Here is a 16,348-nt window from a genome sequence, read left to right as displayed (position 1 = left end):
AGTTCCTACTTTCTATGCTCCAAGAGTTGATTGATATGGTCTACTTTTTTTGATGCTCTTTTATAGGAAATAGTCCAAATGATGAGGTAGACAATCGCAAACTCGATAATGAGTTGGAGATAGAAAATCCAGTGGAAGGGGAACCAACCTGCTAGGGTTGCTAATGGGATAAATCCTACTAGCATAAGGAAGAAATGGGTCAGAGTTGCACGGAGCAAGCTCCAGTCACGACTGAATAATCGCTTGCCAAAGTTGAAGAGAATACCGATGGCTGCCCAGATCAGTGTGCAGTAGAGCAAGACCAAGGCACCGTGAACTTGATGTTGAGTCATCACTTGTCCGATGAGAGAGTCGGGACTTAACGGGGCGTAGGTACTTGGTGCATAAATGAGTGAAAAGATGATAGAGAGGATGAGACCGATGAGGACACCAGTAGCTGCGTCGTGGAAGATTTGTTTTTTCATAGTTCTAATTTCTCCTTGATGGTTTTTAGATAACGGCGTGAAGAGTAGGTGAAGCTTTCGTTTTTCAAGAAAATTTCTACTAGGCCGTTGGGGGTGAGCTTGAGATGAGAGATGGAATCGATATTGATGATTTCTGATTGGGAAATTTGGATAAAATTGGTTGGCAGAATTTCAAGGACCTGATAGAGTCGCAAATCAATGCTGTAGGTCTGACTCGCGGTTTCTGCTAGAACCTTCCGATTCTCGATATAGAAGCGTTGAATCTTGCCAACCTTAACTAGATAGACCTGATTATCGATTTTCCCTTTGATTTTTTCTGTTAGATCCAGATTTTCTGCGAACTCGATGACTTTCTGGATTTTATCTGTCGGCTGAGGTGCTTGAACAATCAGCTTTTCCTCTTCGTAAGTTTCACTAATCTGTAGTTCTACTTTCATAAATTTCTCTCCTTGTTTTTCATACAAAATTGTGATCACTTCTTGTATACCTTTATTAAACACTATTTTACGACACCTGGCAAGGGACTTTGTCTATGTGGAGGGATTTGGCTTCTATGTGGTGCTTGTTTCTCTGTCCCATCTGAAATATGGTATAATAGCACTAATCAATTTCTAGGAAAATAGATACGGAAAGGGGCTGAAAGATGTCTCATATTATTGAATTACCAGAGGTGCTGGCAAACCAGATTGCCGCTGGAGAGGTTATCGAGCGTCCAGCTAGCGTTGTTAAGGAGCTGGTAGAAAACGCCATTGACGCGGGTTCTAGTCAGATTATCATTGAGATTGAGGAAGCAGGTCTCAAGAAAATTCAAATCACAGATAATGGTCATGGAATTGCCCACGATGAGGTGGGATTGGCTCTGCGTCGTCATGCGACCAGTAAGATAAAAAATCAAGCAGACCTCTTTCGAATTCGCACGCTTGGTTTTCGTGGTGAAGCTCTGCCTTCTATCGCATCCGTCAGCGTTTTAACTCTTTTGACAGCAGTTGAGGGCGCAAGTCACGGAACCAAGTTAGTCGCGCGTGGGGGAGAAGTTGAAGAAGTCATCCCAGCGACTAGTCCTGTGGGAACCAAGGTTTGTGTGGAGGATCTCTTTTTCAATACGCCTGCCCGCCTCAAGTATATGAAGAGCCAGCAAGCAGAGTTGTCTCATATCATTGATATTGTCAACCGTCTGGGCTTGGCCCATCATGAGATTTCTTTTAGCTTGATTAGTGATGGTAAGGAAATGACGCGGACAGCTGGGACTGGTCAACTGCGCCAAGCAATCGCAGGGATTTACGGTTTGGCGAGTGCAAAGAAGATGATTGAAATTGAGAATTCTGACCTTGATTTCGAAATTTCTGGCTTTGTGTCCTTGCCTGAGTTAACTCGAGCCAACCGTAACTATATCAGTCTCTTCATCAATGGCCGTTATATCAAGAACTTTTTGCTTAACCGTGCAATTCTAGACGGCTATGGAAGTAAGCTCATGGTGGGACGTTTTCCACTGGCTGTCATTCACATCCATATCGACCCTTATCTAGCGGATGTCAATGTGCATCCAACCAAGCAAGAGGTGCGGATTTCTAAGGAAAAAGAACTGATGACGCTGGTCTCAGAAGCTATTTCTAATAGTCTCAAGGAACAAACCTTGATCCCAGATGCTTTGGAAAATCTTGCCAAATCGACTGTGCGTAATCGTCAAAAGGTGGAGCAGACCATTCTCCCGCTCAAAGAAAATACGCTCTACTATGAGAATACTGATCCGACAAGACCTAGTCAAGCTGAGGTGGCTGATTATCAGGTAGAATTGACTGATGAAGGACAGGATTTGACTTTATTTGCCAAGGAAACCTTGGATCAGCTAACCAAGCCAGCAAAACTGCATTTTGCAGAGAGAAAGCCTGTTAATTATGACCAACTAGACCATCCAGAGCTAGATTTAGCCAGTTTGGATAAGGCCTATGACAAGCTGGAGCGAGAAGAATCATCCAGCTTCCCAGAGTTGGAATTTTTCGGACAAATGCATGGAACCTATCTCTTTGCCCAAGGGCGAGATGGGCTCTACATCATAGACCAACATGCGGCTCAGGAACGGGTCAAGTACGAGGAGTATCGTGAAAGCATTGGCAATGTTGACCAGAGCCAGCAGCAACTCCTAGTGCCCTATATCTTTGAATTTCCAGCGGATGATGCCCTTCGTCTCAAGGAAAGAATGGCACTTTTAGAGGAAGTGGGCGTCTTTCTAGCAGAGTACGGAGAAAATCAATTCATCTTACGTGAACATCCTATTTGGATGGCAGAGGAGGAGATTGAGTCAGGCATCTATGAGATGTGCGACATGCTCCTTTTGACCAAGGAAGTTTCTATCAAGAAATACCGAGCAGAGCTGGCTATTATGATGTCCTGCAAACGGTCTATCAAGGCCAACCATCGTATTGACGATCATTCGGCCAGACAGCTCCTTTATCAACTTTCTCAATGTGACAATCCCTATAACTGTCCCCACGGACGTCCTGTTTTGGTGCATTTTACCAAGTCGGATATGGAAAAGATGTTCCGACGCATTCAGGAAAATCACACCAGTCTCCGTGAGTTGGGGAAATATTAAACTAAAAGGAAAACTATGTACGAATATCTAAAAGGAATCATCACCAAAATCACTGCCAAATACATTGTTCTTGAAGTCAACGGTATCGGCTATATCTTGCATGTGGCCAATCCTTATGCCTATTCAGGTCAGGTTAACCAAGAAGCTCAAATTTATGTTCATCAGGTCGTGCGTGAGGACGCCCATCTGCTTTATGGATTTCGCTCAGAGGATGAGAAAAAGCTCTTTCTTAGTCTGATTTCGGTCTCTGGGATTGGTCCTGTATCAGCTCTTGCTATTATTGCTGCTGATGACAATGCTGGCTTGGTTCAAGCCATCGAAACAAAGAACATCACCTACTTGACCAAGTTCCCTAAAATTGGCAAGAAAACAGCCCAGCAGATGGTGCTGGACTTGGAAGGCAAGGTAGTAGTTGCAGGAGATGATCTTCCTGCCAAGGTGGCAGTGCAAGCTAGCGCTGAAAACCAAGAATTGGAAGAAGCTATGGAAGCCATGTTGGCGCTAGGCTACAAGGCAACTGAGCTCAAGAAAATCAAGAAATTCTTTGAAGGAACGACAGATACAGCTGAGAACTATATCAAGTCTGCCCTTAAAATGTTGGTCAAATAGGAGCAGAGCATGACAAAACGTTGTTCGTGGGTCAAGATGACCAATCCGCTCTACATTGCCTATCATGATGAGGAGTGGGGCCAGCCCCTCCATGATGACCAAGCATTGTTTGAGTTGTTGTGTATGGAAACCTATCAGGCAGGCCTGTCTTGGGAAACGGTACTCAACAAACGCCAAGCTTTCCGAGAAGCCTTTCATAGCTATCAAATTCAAGCGGTCGCAGAGATGACCGACACTGAATTGGAAGCCTTGCTGGATAATCCATCCATCATTCGAAATAGAGCCAAGATTTTTGCTACACGCACTAACGCCCAAGCCTTTTTACGACTACAGGAAGACTATGGCTCTTTTGATGCCTATCTTTGGTCCTTTGTTGAGGGGAAAACGATCGTTAACGATGTTCCCGATTACCGCCAAGCCCCAGCTAAAACCCCCTTATCTGAGAAATTAGCCAAAGATCTCAAAAAACGAGGCTTCAAGTTCACAGGCCCAGTCGCCGTCTTGTCTTTTCTACAGGCTGCAGGCCTGGTTGATGACCATGAGAACGATTGTGAGTGGAAAAGCGGTCATTAGTGTGTACAGGTAACTCGCATATCTGAGAATAGAATATAGAAAAAAGCTGAGAAACTTTTCCCAGCTTTTTATATATACTATTAGATTTGTTAGAGTGAAGTCAAAAAAGTGATTCCACCTAAAATAACACCAGCTGAATTTGGAATGATTAGTATCCAATCCTTCTTAGGTTCCTTTGTCCATCCATAAATAACCCAGATTAAGCAAGATATAGCAGCTGATAAAGGTTGAAATGGTTGAGCTTTATTTCCCTGTAAATTAGCGATAATTTGAGGTATGTAGGCAATAAATACTATAATTCCAATAAAGGCACCAATAGAACCTACGATTCGATTAATTTTTTGTTTTGTCATATACACCTCCTTCAAAAGGATAACATAGAAATTAGCGAAATGCAATAAATTCAGATACAAATTGTAACGAAAACGAATACAAAAGCACAAAAATAGAGAAACTATTTATTTTTTGTTATAGTCAAAGCGAATGACTTGCTCCTGTGCATCTACATGGGCATGGACGCCAAAGGGGACAATTGCTCTTGGAGTTGCGTGGCCAACATTTAGATTATAGAGAATCGGGATATTGCTGTCAATAATATCCAATAGTGCCTCTTTATAGTCGCCATAGAAAGTTTCATCCATAGGTTTTCCGACCAGGAGTCCACTGATGACCGCGAATATGCCAGTGTCCTTTAAAGTCCGCAACATCTTTTTGAAGTCTTCCGGCTCAGGCTTTTCTTCGCTTGTTTCTAGCAAGAGGATTTTTCCTTCCCAGTCTGACAAGTCAGGGAAAAGTCTGTATTTTTGGCAGAGCTCCGTGCTATCTGCGTATCGAGAGTTGTCAAAGATATCGTAGAGGGATTCGAGGCAACCGCCGAGGATTTCCCCCTCGAACTGGGCATTTCCTTGTAACAAGTCAAAACCAGTATTTGTATGACTGATACGAGGTGTTCCTAGAGCCTTGGGACTAAAATCAGTTCGTTCCTCATACCAAACGTCACTAGGGCGGATTTCTGAGATTCTTCCCGTCTCAATCAATTCTTTAAAGTAGTGAAGGCTATAGGGCAACATCTCCTTGTCTAATTCACAAATGTCTGCTAAGAAGGATTGACCATAAAAAGTCTTGATTCCTAGTTTATGCAACATGAGATGGTTCATAGTTGTATCCGAGAAGCCAAGAAAAATCTTTTGTTGAATAACCTTTTCTAGTTGGTCATTTTCAAAAAGGTAGGGCAACAAACGATAGGTGTCGTCTCCACCGATGGCACATAGGATCATGTCGATGCTATCATCGGAAAAGGCTTGCATCAAATCCTCTGCACGCGCTTCAGGATGGTCCTTGATAAAGTCTAAGCCTTTTAACGAATGGGGTAAAAAGATAGGATTAAGTCCTGAGTCCTTGAGACGTTGGACACCCAAGTCCACTTCGTGTTTGACAAAGTCTTCTCCTATAATGCCACTAGATAAACTAACAATACCAACAGTAGAAACCATATCTCATCCTCCTAGAAATAGATTGATACTCTTCGAAAATCAAATTCAAACCACGTCAGCTTTGCCTTGCCGTACTCAAGTACAGCCTGCGGCTAGCTTCCTAGTTTGCTCTTTGATTTTCATTGAGTATGAGCCTATTCTATCACAAAAGATGAGAGAAAGCTATGTGGGATTTCAGAAGAATGCTTTTAAATCAGGAAAGTAGTAAAAAAGCAACCGCACCTGCAGTTGCTTTTATGATTCTTCTTAATAGCGTGTTGGTCCTGCACTTGCGCTGCGGATGTTCAAGCGTTTCTTGAGATAGAAGCGAAGGGCTAGGAGAATTGCTCCGATAATAGCTAGTGGCAATGGAGCAAGTACGGGGTTAAGGTTAGCTGGTAGGAAGCTTGTTGCAAAGAAGACAAGCAACCAAAGGAACATAGAAACTAGGATAACCAGTACAGATTTCCAGAAAGGTGGACGTTGACTGCGGTCCATATCTGGTCCATAGTATTGGTAAACGAAGTAGTACATCAAGTAGAAGGCAAATCCACCAACCAGTCCAACTAGCAGGAGGGTAATCAAACCGTAACCGATAGCCTGATCTGCTGAGAAGAAGGTTGTGAGGGCGCTGACGAGGGCGAAGAGGCTAGTGATGAAAAGGGCTGAGTCCATAATCATGAGTTTTGGATCATCATTTTCTTTTGGATGCTCTTTTTCATATTGCTCCTTGACAGTGAAGCTGTGAGCCCAGTGAGTTGGTGCGCCATAGAGGGAGCGAGCAGTCGTACCTTTGGCTTGCTCTTCAAGGATTTGAGGAATGACTTCCTCAAAAATAGTCTTGATTTCAGCGTCTGTTTTTCCATCTTTGATGAATTGTTGGGTAGCGATGTGGATAAATTCTTGATTTTTCTTTGTTAATTTTTGTAGATCAATCTGAGACATAGGAACTCCTCTTAGAACCATTTTTTATGGATGAGATAGAGAGTGAGCGAGACACTCATAGCAAAGGCGATAAAGACGATTAACCAGAAGGCATTTGGCTCACCGTTTAGAGGGATTTCATTATCCTTAAAGTTCATCCCGTAGGCAGAAAAGACCATAGTTGGGATGGACATGACGATGGTCACAAGGGCCAAGGTTTTCATGATGTTGTTCTGGTTGTTGGAAATGATAGAGGCGAAGGTCTCTGTCATAGAATGCAAGACGTTTCCATAAATGTCTGCCATCTCGATAGCCTGTTGAGTTTCAATCAGGGTATCTTCAAGCAAGTCTTCGTCCTCAAGGTATTTCTTGATATTGCTGGTTGAGCTGGTCAATTTCTTAATCACACGCTCATTCGTTTTGAGGGAAGCCTTGAAATAGACGATGGTTTTTTCCAATTCCATGAGCTCAATCAATTCTTCATTACGAGTTGATTGATGCAGTTGACTTTCGATTTGCTCACTCTTGCGATCAATCGAACGAAGAGCTGTTAGGTAAAGCTCTGCATTGCGATAGAGAATCTGGAAGATGAAACGCGAACGCATGAAGGTGTAGAAATTACGCAAGCGACGGTTGATAAAGACATCGAGGACTGGTAATGGTTCCAAACACGTAGTGATAATGGTTTCCTCGGTGATGATAATACCAAGCGGGATGGTTACGTAGTAGGTGCGGTTATTTCTTTCCTCTGTGACCGGTACGTCTACGATAATCAGGGTATACTCGTCTTCAATGGTAATACGAGACATTTCTTCCGCATCGAGCGGTGCTCGAAGATCGGCAATATCGATATCGAAGGCGTTAGCGATTTCGAGTGATTCATTTTGAGTTGGATTGACGAGATTGATCCAAGTACCCGGTTCAAGTGTATCGATCTCTTTAAATTCAGTTGTTGTAGAGAGAAAAACTTGTTTCATATCCCTTATCCTTTCTCATTTTTCAGATTTTTTCACACCGTACTATTATACTACAAAATCGGCCTTTTTCAAAATAAATCTAACAAAAATCCTGTTGCTATTGGATTTTTACTTTGTCTTGAAATGTTGATTTTTAAATTTGCTCCCCTTTTTGCTCCCCCTATAGTGCTTTTAGTGCAGTTTCGTAGAATGATACTGCTTTTTTTGCGTTCTCTTTTGAGAGGTGGCTATATATATCCATGGTCATTGATAAAGTGGAATGACCTAGGCGGTACTGGAGTTCCTTGTATGGTATTCCAGAGTTAAGCAAGAGACTAGCGTGAGTGTGACGGAATCCGTGAAAGCCAATGTTAGGAACATCAGCACGCTTAAAATGTGTTTGCAATCTTCTTTTAAGTCTTGAACTGCTAGGATACTCATGAATGAAATCAGAAAATACCACGCTTTCACGTTGCCCTATCTTCCAGGCCTCTTTAGTTTGGCACAGTTTGTACTGCTTTAGCATGCTAACAGTCGCTTGATCTATATCTATATCCCGATAACTAGCCTTAGATTTTGGGCTATTGATTTCTAAATCCCGATTTAGTGTTTTGGTAATATGCACAACGGCATTATCTAAGTCAATATCAGACCAGCTAAGCGCTAGAGCCTCATTGATACGGCAACCAGTAGCCAATAGGAACTTATAGAGCGTCGTCTCATAGTAATAACGGTATCTATGAGTATCTAAATTATCGAGATAACCAAGAAATTTTTTTAGTTCTTGATTTTCAAAGTGCTTTACTTTTTTCCGCCTTGCTTTCTGAGTGTTACGAGGTAAAACAACATCACGCGCAGGATTGGACGGTATAGCTTGCATGGTTACGCCATACTGTAAGATACGTTTGTTTAAAGCATGTATCTTGTCATAGTGTAGAAAAGCCCCTTTTTCCCCTCTATTAGTCTTGTCAGCAAGTTCGTTGATAATGGACTGGATAAGTGGAGTAGTGAGCTTATCGAGCTTGTAAGCCCCAAAAATAGGCAATATATGATTATCAATTAGCTTTCTAACATTGCCTTGAGTGTTTGGCTTAACCGTATTCTTATAACTTTCTAACCAGAGATTGGCTAATTCTTGATAGTTTTTTATGGTGCTAGCCTTTTGTCTAGTGGATCCTGCTTTTTGAAAAGCAATTTTTTCTTGAGTAGCTTTCTGCTTAACTTCCTTTTGTGTCCGCCCTGTTACCTTAGTTTTAACTTTCTTTCCTGTTACTTGGTCAATTCCTAGATATACATTAGCACGATAGACTTTACTACCGTCTTTTTTTATAACTTCAGTTATTTTCATGATGATAAACCTTTCTAAAATACATCAGCAGGCAAGCTATTATCAAAAAGGTTTTAGATTGTGGTTTAAATCATGATAGGGCTTCATAGATTGCCCCACATTCGATTTTAAAGAGTCAGGCGGTAAATAATACCAGAGTAGGGAACAAGACGGATATGGTGCTATTATGAGCTTGTTTATAGTAAGTAAGCCTGTATTTAAAGTTTTTTATCGTCAGTTAGCTGTTTTAAAGTTTTTTCAAAATCCGAGTTTATCTTTTGGGTTTTGTTGAATAGCTGGTATTCTGCTTTTGCTTTATCTTTCGCAACCTTGGAAGTGATTTTCCCATGACCTTCTAAAATATCGTATTCTTGGAAAGTTAAAAAGCGGTCAATGCTTTGGGCTAGTTGTTGCATTGTCTGAGCTTTTCGCTGTTCTATCTGTCTTTCCAGGTAATCAAAATAGCTAGATATTCCTCTTTCAAGGGAACGGATCTGTTTTTCTGTTAGGTAATTCTTTGCTATTTGGGTATCTGCTTGCAGTATGCGACCATTAGGGGAGTTTTTCCATGTTGTAAGTCCCATGTTGTCTTTTGTATGGTCTGCTTTCGTGTAGATAATTTCCGCAGCAGTTTGGCCAGTGATTGCATAATGAAACTTATTCTGTACATCAGCATAGAATTGCTTAGTCAATGTACTTTGTGGGTCATAGTCAATAGAGATTTCTGCAAAAATATCTGTAATCTGTAACCATATACGACGCTCACTAGCTCGGATAGAGCGCACGCGCTCCAAGAGCTCACGGAAATAGTCTTTTTCCAGCAAGTTTTCGCCTTGTTTCAGACGGTTGTCATCCATGGCGAACCCTTTTATCATGTACTCACGAAGTACCGAAGTAGCCCACTGTCTAAATCTCGTAGCTTTTTGGGAATTGACACGGTAACCAACTGAAATGATGGCGTCAAGGTTATAGAAATCAACTTGGCGTACAACTTCACGACTACCCTCTATTTGAACTGTTTCCATTTTGGAAATAGTTGCTTTTTCTTCTAATTCGCCCTCTTCAAAGATATTTTTTAGGTGTTTACTAATTGCAGGAACACCGACATCAAACAAGCGAGCCATTTCTTTCTGACTAGCCCAAATTGTTTCGCCTTTGATGATGACACTAGCTGTCTCGCTATCGTTTTCAGCAGTATAGATTAAGAATTGTAATTCGTTCATGAGATCCTTTCTAAAATATTGTGAGTAGTTGACATTTGTTGACATCTGAAATTGACTTGTTGACGTCAACAAAATGCTCTACAATGGGGTTTTTGGCGGTATCACAAGCTATCTTTGCCTTATCAATTACTAGAAGAAAGTTCCTCCATTCTGTATACTCAAGGGTCTTTTGTAAGTCCCGAGCGTACCAAAATTCTACTCCATTTTCGTCTATGTGTTTGATATTTTCAAAAGTTAATTCATCGTACTGTTGGAGTTCCATAATAAGGTAGTCCTTTCTAAAATATTGTAAGTGGTTGACATTTGTCGACATCAACAAAATTGGTAGATATAGAGCTTATATAGGCTTGAAGCTCGAGCGAAGCCCGAGAATCCATGCGCTTCAGGATTGTTGAACATTGTGGCGCGTGGGTTAGTCAATTTTGATAGTTTTGTCCACTTGAACTTCTTTAGGTGCGTGTGAACTTCCATAATCATCAAAAAATGAAATAATCACCTTGTCGTTTTTATTTAGAGAAATTTCCGTTAGATACTCTTTTGTGGGGTGAAAATCATACCTATATGCAGAAATCACTGTTTTAGAATTGAGATAGTGATTTTTTAGCACCTCAATTACATCATTATAAAAATGTGTTTGAAATCCAACGGGTAACGATGAAATAAAATTATAGAATTCCTTATACCCAAAGTTTCCGCTATCTTCATCTAGTGAAAGGCGTACCCACAGTTTGATACTATCGTCATCAGTTGGAGAATCAATATGTTTAGGGGAGAAAAAGAATAATTTAGCGATATAAATCCTCTCACTATGAGGAGATTTTAGGTTAATCGCGATTACATTATCCCCGTCTTCTTTATACTCATAGTTATCTTTATTGTAAACCTTCCAGATATAAGGACTATATACAAAAAAATCTTTTAGTTCTATTCCAAGGTAATTACATAACTTATCAACGGTATCAAATTGAACACCTTTCCCAGTATTTTCTGATAGAGCCATCAGAGTGGTTTTAGAAATACCAGTATCTTCATAAACGTCTGCTATCTTCAGACCTCTTTCGGCCATTAGTACAGCGAAATTTGTCTTAATCATTGTAAGTTTCCTCCGTAGCTAAATTATAACCGATATTGTTAAAAAAAACAAACAACAAAAAAATATAACAGACTATTGACAAATGTTTTAGAGTAGTGTAATATGTTTTTTGTTAGCGATATCGCTAATATATAACAAAACTCAAAAAAGGAGGATAGAGATTTGAAAAATAATATGCGTGTTATTTTAGCAAAGAAACGCTTGAAGGTGGCAGATGTTGCAAGAGAAACAGGGCTATCAAAAAGCACACTCACAGCTTTATACTATGAGCGTACTAAGCGCCCAGATATTGAAACCTTGCTAAAGATTGCTAACTATCTAGGTGTTTCTATTGATGAACTACTAACACCAGAAGATTAAGAAAGGCAGGCAAGCAATGAAGAGGAACTATACAAGGGTCATCGATGAAATGCGAACCACTCACGGGCTGAACTTGGTAGCTATTGGCCAACGGATAGGCATAGACCCCCGAACAGTTGGCAAGTGGGCACAGGGCAAACATAAGCCCAACAAGGAAAGCAGAAAAAGACTAAACAAGTTATACAGAGAGGTTAAGCAAGACATGACAACACAGCAAAAAGATTTATGTGATTTTTTTGGGAACTTCTTTCCCAAAGGAGAACCACACAACAAAAAGGAAGTTTTGGAAGTTGTGACAACTCAACGATTTGGATCTAAACACTTTGATGTTTATGGAGACATTCAAAATCCGTTATTTGTAGCGGTAGAGGTTGCTGAGATGATTGAAATCCAAAACACCACAGATTTACTAAAACGGGTAGATGATGATGAAAAGCTGACCTATGTAATATATAGGGCAGGTCAAAAAAGAGAAATGAATATGCTGACAGAGTTCGGAGTCTATGAAGTATTATCGCAGTCACGCAAACCACTAGCAAAAGAGTTTAAAAAAGTGGTCAAGCACATTCTGAAAGAAATCCGACTAAATGGCTACTACATGGCTGGGGAACTGGTGGAAGAACCACAGACCACTATAAAAGCCCCTGACACGTTGGCAGAGGCAGAGCGGTATTATATCGATACACTAGCCAAAGCTATTGCAGAGGCTCAGAATATGGACGAGAAGAGCCGTCTGACAAGCAAGCTAACCCGATTCATGCAGGAGGTAGAACCACAATGGAACTAGTCTATATGGACGGAAAGAAAGAGCCGTATACACTGAGCAGTATTGTGGCAGAATGCACGGGATTGCAACATCACACAATAACCAAGACGATCCGCAAACATCAAGCAAGGTTTGAACAGTTCGGAAAGGTTGGATTTAAAATCCAAGCTAGGGAGAGTGGCCAGAATACCAAGGACTATATTTTGAATGAGCAACAAGCGACCTTGTTAGTTACATTCTTAAAGAATACCGAGCAAGTGGCCAACTTCAAAACCAACCTGGTCAAAGCATTCTTTGAAATGCGTGAGGAACTTTCTAAGTTTCGTATGCAGAGGGCGCTAGAAAAGCCAAAAAGAAAAACACTGCATGACAGTATTGAGAACTGGGAACAAGCACCAAAGCACGCGCATAGCACCATGAACAACCTGCTACTGAAAGCAGTAACCGACAGGAACGCTAAGCAGTTAAGGGAAGAACGTGGGGGCTATAATGGCATCGATAGCTTGACAAGTGACGAGCTGGAGCAATATCAAGCCTTTGAGGATATGGTAATAGCCATGATTGGCTTGAATATGAGTTATCAGGAAATCAAAGCTATGGCATTCAGAAATAAAAAAACACGCCAAAGAAGCGCGTGAGAGCAACAAAAAAGGCTTAGCAATAACCACACCGCAGAGCCTTTCACACTAACACTAAAACGAATTTAACAAAGCAGGCAAGCTATTATCAAAAAGGTTTTATATCATGCTAGGGCTTCATAGTTTGCCCTGTATTCAAGTTTAACAAGTTAGATAGGTAAATTCTATGCTTAATTGTTAAGTGGTAAAAACACTTATTTTACAGTGTTTTTTGATAGTTTTTTCTAAAGTTAGTTTACCAGTTAGCTAACAAAACACTTTACATTTCCCACGCGCGTGGTATAATAGAATTAACAAGATAACTTGCGAAGGATTAACGTTGTGTTCCCAAAGGGGAGTAAGTCAATGGACGAGAATTCACATATGCCTGGGGTTATCTTATTTTTTTTGTCTTTTTTTCAAGTTTTCTACGAACGTTTCAGGATTTCGTTCGATTTCCTCAATTATAAAATCGCAGAGGATTTGAGAGTAGCCGTATCGATTACCAATTTTATAATGGTAGCAATAACGTTGATTTGTCTTGATATCATAAAATGTATTAAAAAGTTGTAAGTCGTTTGTTGTAAACGTCTTTTTTTGTTTTTCTCCACCGACTATTTTTGTTAATAAAATCCCTTTCGATTTGAGATGTCTATTAACAATTTTAATAACTTCCCTAGTAGTTAATGGATAGATAGCGTTTGGATCTTTAATCTCTCTAACTATACCTATACTCGTTTCCGCAGTCTTATCAAGTTTAACAAATAAATCAGCATCTTGTTCTAGCTTAGTGATATAAAATCGAGTTTCAACAGGTACAGCATAGGCAGAATTATTAGTATATATTTCACTTTCAATTTTATCTTGCTCGGCAAGTATACGTTCAGCCATTTTAGGAGAGTACTTGGCTCGAATTTCTTCTTGATTAAGTTGGTCGATGCGGACTGATAAAGTCAAGAAATTTTGTGCAATTTGTTTTGTGATATCCTCATTGTGAAACTCTTGCATTTTTAAAATATAATTAGAAACACATGCTTGAAATAATGGGGCATAGATATGTTCATAATCTTCTGTTATGAAGTGGGTACTAGTATTCCTAAGTTCTATAATTCGAATTAGATTTTTTCGTAATGATCCATGTTTATCTGGGAATACTGTTTCAACTGCATTTTCTAATGATATCGTTCTATCCTTACTATCCTTAAAATATATTGATTCTTCACCATCATTATTAATGATATAAGCCTTTAGCATTAATTCCCAGGCGTTACAGATAAAAAAACTAAAACCCTCAATTCTATACTTAATTGTAGGTTTGTTATATATTTCAATCCCCATAATAAAAGCCTCAATACTTTTATTAACTAATCTTTTACTTAAATCTTCCATACGTTTCCTCTCTTAAAATATTTTCTATATTGTGGCGCGTGGTATGCTATAGATCGCATAATCGACTTTTTCGGCCATCCTGTTTTGCTATGGTTGCTTTTTTTTATTAAGTAATTCTTCAACTTTAATAATATCTTCTTCTGAATGACTATTTCTAAAATCCTTAATAGCTTCAGTATCTTTAGGGTCTATTAAGGTGTATTCATTAGAAATTTTTAAAATTCTAATTTCTTCCTCAAGCATTTTATTTTCTTTTTCAAGCATTTCTCGCTCTTTCTTCGCTCTCAGTAGTTCATCTAACTGCGAACCTAAATGAGTAACGAGGTCAGAGGGTTCTTTTAAAAAATCATGAGGTAAATTATCATGCTCTAAATCTTTTATAACACCTTTAAATAATTTCTTTTGTTTTCTTTCTGATAAAGACTCAAACATTGTAACAAAATCAATAACAGGCTGCTCACTCTTTAAAATAACCTCTGAATCATGAACAAAAAAACGGGGGTCAATATCTGAGACCTCTACTTTAAAATAGTCAGCAATTTTTTGGAGGTTTTCAGTATTTGGCATTGACCTACCTTTGACATAACCTGTTAGCGTACTTTTTGGAATACCTAAATCATTATGTAAGTCAATTTGTCTTTTACCTTGTTCTTTCATAAGTCTATTTAATCTAGCAGAGAAATAGAGTCTATTTTTAATATCTTGAGGGCTATTTTTTGCCATGTATATTTACCTCCTCCTAAATTTCCTAACTTCATTGTAACACAATAAAATAGAAAAAGTACGAAAATAATAATATTTTTTAATTTAATTATTGACAAAGTACGAAAATAATAGTACAATTCAATTAGAATTTTAGAAAGGATTTTTTTAATGAAACAGATTACTTTAAAAGGAGCGCGAGTTTCTGCTGGTTATACGTTACGTGAAGTTGGTTCAAAAATCAATAGAAGTTTTCAAACTATCGCAAAGTACGAAAAAGATAGTACTAAAATTCCTGTTGATTTACTAAGAGAATTAACTTCACTTTATAATATTTCCCCTGATCTTATTTTTTTAGGAAAAAGTACGAAAAAAAACGAACTTGCTTAGAAAGGAGCAAACCGATGGAACTAGTCTATATGGACGGAAAGAAAGAGCCGTATACACTGAGCAGTATTGTGGCAGAATGCACGGGATTGCAACATCACACAATAACCAAGACGATCCGCAAACATCAAGCAAGGTTTGAACAGTTCGGAAAGGTTGGATTTAAAATCCAAGCTAGGGAGAGTGGCCAGAATACCAAGGACTATATTTTGAATGAGCAACAAGCGACCTTGTTAGTTACATTCTTAAAGAATACCGAGCAAGTGGCCAACTTCAAAACCAACCTGGTCAAAGCATTCTTTGAAATGCGTGAGGAACTTTCTAAGTTTCGTATGCAGAGGGCGCTAGAAAAGCCAAAAAGAAAAACACTGCATGACAGTATTGAGAACTGGGAACAAGCACCAAAGCACGCGCATAGCACCATGAACAACCTGCTACTGAAAGCAGTAACCGACAGGAACGCTAAGCAGTTAAGGGAAGAACGTGGGGGCTATAATGGCATCGATAGCTTGACAAGTGACGAGCTGGAGCAATATCAAGCCTTTGAGGATATGGTAATAGCCATGATTGGCTTGAATATGAGTTATCAGGAAATCAAAGCTATGGCATTCAGAAATAAAAAAACACGCCAAAGAAGCGCGTGAGAGCAACAAAAAAGGCTTAGCAATAACCACACCGCAGAGCCTTTCACACTAACACTAAAACGAATTTAACAAAGCAGGCAAGCTATTATCAAAGAGGTTTTAGTAAAGATTTATACATAGATTATAGCATATTTAGGGCAATTTGACCATACGGAGAGCGCCAACTCTTAAAACTGGTACTTTCTCACGCTTTCAATTTGGCGAGTCTGAGCGTGAGGATATCCTGTATAAGAAACAACTCAAAAAAGC

At 39.5% G+C, this 16,348-nt stretch carries 19 protein-coding genes and 1 pseudogene; 8 read left to right on the top strand and 12 right to left on the bottom strand.

Features of this window, described 5'->3' with window-relative positions; translation table 11 throughout:
- Positions 1-5: 5 nt before the first annotated feature.
- Positions 6-464: a DUF3021 domain-containing protein gene (locus tag FJR77_RS00795; RefSeq protein ID WP_140832900.1), complete on the bottom strand. Its 459-nt coding sequence runs from the start codon at positions 462-464 to the stop codon at positions 6-8.
- Entirely contained in the window at positions 461-901 is a 441-nt protein-coding gene (locus FJR77_RS00790; protein ID WP_000861963.1) for a LytTR family DNA-binding domain-containing protein, read from the bottom strand. Before FJR77_RS00790 ends, FJR77_RS00795 begins: the two co-directional genes overlap by 4 nt.
- Positions 902-1,107: 206 nt before the next feature.
- Between FJR77_RS00790 and mutL the strand changes: the two genes are divergently transcribed.
- Genes mutL through FJR77_RS00770 form a run of 3 tightly spaced genes read left to right on the top strand, consistent with a single transcriptional unit; the run spans position 1,108 to position 4,239 of the window.
- Positions 1,108-3,057 (top strand): DNA mismatch repair endonuclease MutL, encoded by a 1,950-nt coding sequence (gene mutL / locus FJR77_RS00780; protein WP_140832903.1) that lies wholly within the window; start codon positions 1,108-1,110, stop codon positions 3,055-3,057.
- 15 nt (positions 3,058-3,072) lie between these two features.
- Entirely contained in the window at positions 3,073-3,666 is a 594-nt protein-coding gene (gene ruvA / locus FJR77_RS00775; protein ID WP_000273423.1) for a Holliday junction branch migration protein RuvA, read from the top strand.
- Positions 3,667-3,675: 9 nt separating this feature from the next.
- Positions 3,676-4,239 (top strand): DNA-3-methyladenine glycosylase I, encoded by a 564-nt coding sequence (locus FJR77_RS00770; RefSeq protein ID WP_000166599.1) that lies wholly within the window; start codon positions 3,676-3,678, stop codon positions 4,237-4,239.
- A gap of 89 nt (positions 4,240-4,328) precedes the next feature.
- On the opposite strand, the gene FJR77_RS00765 is transcribed toward FJR77_RS00770, so the two are convergent.
- The 8 genes and pseudogenes from FJR77_RS00765 to FJR77_RS00725 form a co-directional block, all read right to left on the bottom strand.
- A complete protein-coding gene (locus tag FJR77_RS00765) occupies positions 4,329-4,592 on the bottom strand; it encodes a SemiSWEET family transporter (protein WP_000166114.1) in 264 nt (87 codons plus the stop codon).
- 105 nt (positions 4,593-4,697) lie between these two features.
- On the bottom strand, positions 4,698-5,732 hold the full coding sequence (locus tag FJR77_RS00760; protein WP_140832905.1) for a S66 family peptidase: 1,035 nt from the start codon (positions 5,730-5,732) through the stop codon (positions 4,698-4,700).
- A 246-nt stretch (positions 5,733-5,978) separates the two neighbouring features.
- Entirely contained in the window at positions 5,979-6,656 is a 678-nt protein-coding gene (locus FJR77_RS00750; protein WP_140832907.1) for a DUF1129 domain-containing protein, read from the bottom strand.
- A gap of 11 nt (positions 6,657-6,667) precedes the next feature.
- Entirely contained in the window at positions 6,668-7,612 is a 945-nt protein-coding gene (locus tag FJR77_RS00745; protein ID WP_000815623.1) for a magnesium transporter CorA family protein, read from the bottom strand.
- Positions 7,613-7,772: 160 nt separating this feature from the next.
- Positions 7,773-8,939, bottom strand: coding sequence for a tyrosine-type recombinase/integrase (locus FJR77_RS00740; RefSeq protein ID WP_140832909.1), 1,167 nt, complete (start codon positions 8,937-8,939; stop codon positions 7,773-7,775).
- Between the two features lie 197 nt (positions 8,940-9,136).
- The gene (locus tag FJR77_RS00735) at positions 9,137-10,141 is read right to left on the bottom strand and encodes a virulence RhuM family protein (protein ID WP_088848292.1); all 1,005 of its coding nucleotides are present in this window, start codon (positions 10,139-10,141) and stop codon (positions 9,137-9,139) included.
- A gap of 49 nt (positions 10,142-10,190) precedes the next feature.
- Positions 10,191-10,403: pseudogene (locus tag FJR77_RS10430) on the bottom strand (BRO family protein); the annotation flags it as partial.
- 150 nt (positions 10,404-10,553) lie between these two features.
- Positions 10,554-11,234, bottom strand: a complete 681-nt coding sequence (locus FJR77_RS00725) for a helix-turn-helix domain-containing protein (protein ID WP_084954500.1) — start codon at positions 11,232-11,234, stop codon at positions 10,554-10,556.
- Positions 11,235-11,396: 162 nt separating this feature from the next.
- Here FJR77_RS00725 and FJR77_RS00720 point away from each other — a divergent pair, with 162 nt between their 5' ends.
- Genes FJR77_RS00720 through FJR77_RS00710 form a run of 3 tightly spaced genes read left to right on the top strand, consistent with a single transcriptional unit; the run spans position 11,397 to position 12,998 of the window.
- Positions 11,397-11,594, top strand: a complete 198-nt coding sequence (locus tag FJR77_RS00720) for a helix-turn-helix domain-containing protein (protein ID WP_140832911.1) — start codon at positions 11,397-11,399, stop codon at positions 11,592-11,594.
- 16 nt (positions 11,595-11,610) lie between these two features.
- Positions 11,611-12,381, top strand: a complete 771-nt coding sequence (locus FJR77_RS00715; protein ID WP_000828329.1) for a BRO family protein — start codon at positions 11,611-11,613, stop codon at positions 12,379-12,381.
- Entirely contained in the window at positions 12,372-12,998 is a 627-nt protein-coding gene (locus tag FJR77_RS00710) for a Rha family transcriptional regulator (protein ID WP_140832913.1), read from the top strand. Before FJR77_RS00715 ends, FJR77_RS00710 begins: the two co-directional genes overlap by 10 nt.
- 378 nt (positions 12,999-13,376) lie before the next feature.
- Here the strand turns inward: FJR77_RS00710 and FJR77_RS00705 are convergent, their stop codons facing one another.
- Together FJR77_RS00705 and FJR77_RS00700 are read right to left on the bottom strand one after the other, a co-directional pair.
- Complete coding sequence (locus FJR77_RS00705) at positions 13,377-14,366, bottom strand: DUF3644 domain-containing protein (RefSeq protein ID WP_000389890.1); 990 nt, start codon at positions 14,364-14,366, stop codon at positions 13,377-13,379.
- 87 nt (positions 14,367-14,453) lie between these two features.
- Positions 14,454-15,089: a helix-turn-helix domain-containing protein gene (locus tag FJR77_RS00700; RefSeq protein WP_001107582.1), complete on the bottom strand. Its 636-nt coding sequence runs from the start codon at positions 15,087-15,089 to the stop codon at positions 14,454-14,456.
- 150 nt (positions 15,090-15,239) lie between these two features.
- Between FJR77_RS00700 and FJR77_RS00695 the strand changes: the two genes are divergently transcribed.
- Together FJR77_RS00695 and FJR77_RS00690 are read left to right on the top strand one after the other, a co-directional pair.
- Positions 15,240-15,458, top strand: coding sequence for a helix-turn-helix domain-containing protein (locus FJR77_RS00695; RefSeq protein ID WP_000809990.1), 219 nt, complete (start codon positions 15,240-15,242; stop codon positions 15,456-15,458).
- A 14-nt stretch (positions 15,459-15,472) separates the two neighbouring features.
- Entirely contained in the window at positions 15,473-16,099 is a 627-nt protein-coding gene (locus FJR77_RS00690) for a Rha family transcriptional regulator (protein ID WP_140832913.1), read from the top strand.
- Positions 16,100-16,348 lie beyond the last annotated feature (249 nt).

Origin of the sequence: Streptococcus shenyangsis (genome assembly GCF_006385785.1) — a bacterium.
Classification (GTDB): Bacteria; Bacillota; Bacilli; order Lactobacillales; family Streptococcaceae; genus Streptococcus; species Streptococcus shenyangsis.
This window is presented reverse-complemented; position numbering and strand designations above follow the sequence as displayed.

What these genes read in the sequence shown, in the direction of transcription:
- FJR77_RS00700 (WP_001107582.1), bottom strand. Translation starts at nt 15,089, where the DNA reads ATGGCAAAAAATAGCCCTCAAGATATTAAAAATAGACTCTATTTCTCT.
- FJR77_RS00750 (WP_140832907.1), bottom strand. Translation starts at nt 6,656, where the DNA reads ATGTCTCAGATTGATCTACAAAAATTAACAAAGAAAAATCAAGAATTT.
- FJR77_RS00770 (WP_000166599.1), top strand. Translation starts at nt 3,676, where the DNA reads ATGACAAAACGTTGTTCGTGGGTCAAGATGACCAATCCGCTCTACATT.
- ruvA (WP_000273423.1), top strand. Translation starts at nt 3,073, where the DNA reads ATGTACGAATATCTAAAAGGAATCATCACCAAAATCACTGCCAAATAC.
- FJR77_RS00710 (WP_140832913.1), top strand. Translation starts at nt 12,372, where the DNA reads ATGGAACTAGTCTATATGGACGGAAAGAAAGAGCCGTATACACTGAGC.
- FJR77_RS00725 (WP_084954500.1), bottom strand. Translation starts at nt 11,234, where the DNA reads ATGATTAAGACAAATTTCGCTGTACTAATGGCCGAAAGAGGTCTGAAG.
- FJR77_RS00715 (WP_000828329.1), top strand. Translation starts at nt 11,611, where the DNA reads ATGAAGAGGAACTATACAAGGGTCATCGATGAAATGCGAACCACTCAC.
- FJR77_RS00765 (WP_000166114.1), bottom strand. Translation starts at nt 4,592, where the DNA reads ATGACAAAACAAAAAATTAATCGAATCGTAGGTTCTATTGGTGCCTTT.
- FJR77_RS00760 (WP_140832905.1), bottom strand. Translation starts at nt 5,732, where the DNA reads ATGGTTTCTACTGTTGGTATTGTTAGTTTATCTAGTGGCATTATAGGA.
- FJR77_RS00740 (WP_140832909.1), bottom strand. Translation starts at nt 8,939, where the DNA reads ATGAAAATAACTGAAGTTATAAAAAAAGACGGTAGTAAAGTCTATCGT.
- FJR77_RS00690 (WP_140832913.1), top strand. Translation starts at nt 15,473, where the DNA reads ATGGAACTAGTCTATATGGACGGAAAGAAAGAGCCGTATACACTGAGC.
- mutL (WP_140832903.1), top strand. Translation starts at nt 1,108, where the DNA reads ATGTCTCATATTATTGAATTACCAGAGGTGCTGGCAAACCAGATTGCC.
- FJR77_RS00745 (WP_000815623.1), bottom strand. Translation starts at nt 7,612, where the DNA reads ATGAAACAAGTTTTTCTCTCTACAACAACTGAATTTAAAGAGATCGAT.
- FJR77_RS00695 (WP_000809990.1), top strand. Translation starts at nt 15,240, where the DNA reads ATGAAACAGATTACTTTAAAAGGAGCGCGAGTTTCTGCTGGTTATACG.
- FJR77_RS00795 (WP_140832900.1), bottom strand. Translation starts at nt 464, where the DNA reads ATGAAAAAACAAATCTTCCACGACGCAGCTACTGGTGTCCTCATCGGT.
- FJR77_RS00790 (WP_000861963.1), bottom strand. Translation starts at nt 901, where the DNA reads ATGAAAGTAGAACTACAGATTAGTGAAACTTACGAAGAGGAAAAGCTG.
- FJR77_RS00735 (WP_088848292.1), bottom strand. Translation starts at nt 10,141, where the DNA reads ATGAACGAATTACAATTCTTAATCTATACTGCTGAAAACGATAGCGAG.
- FJR77_RS00705 (WP_000389890.1), bottom strand. Translation starts at nt 14,366, where the DNA reads ATGGAAGATTTAAGTAAAAGATTAGTTAATAAAAGTATTGAGGCTTTT.